Here is a 1,278-nt window from a genome sequence, read left to right as displayed (position 1 = left end):
TTGCCATCGGCGTTAACGGTGGTCGTGTAATCCTTACCATTGACCGTCACGGTCACGGTATCGCCGGCCTTGACGTCTTCGCCCACGGTACCGGTGATGGTCACGTCGGACTCAGACTCAGCCTTGTTAATCACATCATCGCCAGCGATGGTGTCGATCGTAATAGCGGCTTCTGGCAGCTCGGTGTCTACGCCGTAGCCACGGTCAGCTTCAGCGCTGGCTGGGTTACCAGCCGCATCTTCGGTCTCGACCTTGGCGTGAACATTGCTGTCCTTGGCCAATTCGGCACCGGGAACATCTACGTTCCAAGTCTTGCCATCCGCGTTAACCGTGGTCGTGTAGTCCTTACCATTGACCGTCACGGTCACGGTATCGCCAGCCTTCACATCTTCGCCAACCGTACCCGTGATGGTGACATCACTTTCCGATTCGGCTTTGTTGATCACATCATCGCCAGCGATGGTGTCGATGGTAATCGCTGCTTCGGGCAGCTCGGTGTCTACGCCGTAGCCACGGTCGGCTTCAGCCGAAGCAGGGTTACCTGCGGCGTCTTCTGTTTCAACCTTGGCATGCACGTTCGAATCCGCAGCCAGCTCAGCACCAGGAACGTCCACGTTCCAAGTTTTGCCATCGGCGTTAACGGTGGTCGTGTAGTCCTTACCGTTAACCGTCACGGTCACGGTATCGCCAGCCTTCACATCTTCGCCCACGGTACCCGTGATGGTCACATCACTTTCCGATTCAGCCTTGTTGATCACATCATCGCCAGCGATGGTGTCAATCGTGATCGCCGCTTCTGGCAGATCGGTATCCACACCGTAGCCGCGGTCGGCTTCAGCCGAAGCAGGGTTACCAGCGGCGTCTTCGGTCTCAACCTTGGCGTGTACGTTCGAATCAGCAGCCAGCTCAGCACCGGGAACGTCCACGCTCCAGGTCTTGCCATCGGCGTTAACGGTGGTCGTGTAGTCCTTACCGTTGACCGTTACGGTCACGGTATCGCCGGCCTTCACATCTTCGCCAACCGTACCGGTAATGGTCACGTCAGACTCGGACTCAGCCTTGTTGATGACGTCGTCACCCGCAATGGTGTCGATCGTAATAGCGGCTTCGGGCAGATCGGTATCCACACCGTAGCCACGGTCAGCTTCGGCCGAAGCAGGGTTACCTGCGGCGTCTTCGGTCTCAACCTTGGCGTGTACGTTCGAATCAGCAGCCAGTTCGGCACCGGGAACATCTACGTTCCAGGTCTTACCGTCGGCGTTAACGGTGGTGGTGTAG

The 1,278-nt window shown here is 57.7% G+C and carries 1 protein-coding gene; it reads right to left on the bottom strand.

Features of this window, described 5'->3' with window-relative positions; genetic code table 11:
• Window positions 1-1,278: Ig-like domain-containing protein (locus AC1RSM_RS18635; protein ID WP_492934061.1), on the bottom strand; the 1,278-nt coding region annotated here is incomplete at both ends.

The sequence above is a fragment of the Alcaligenes sp. GW821-FHT11D07 genome, from assembly GCF_058808495.1.
Note: the sequence above shows the minus strand (reverse complement) of the source record. Positions and strands in the feature narration are given on the sequence as shown.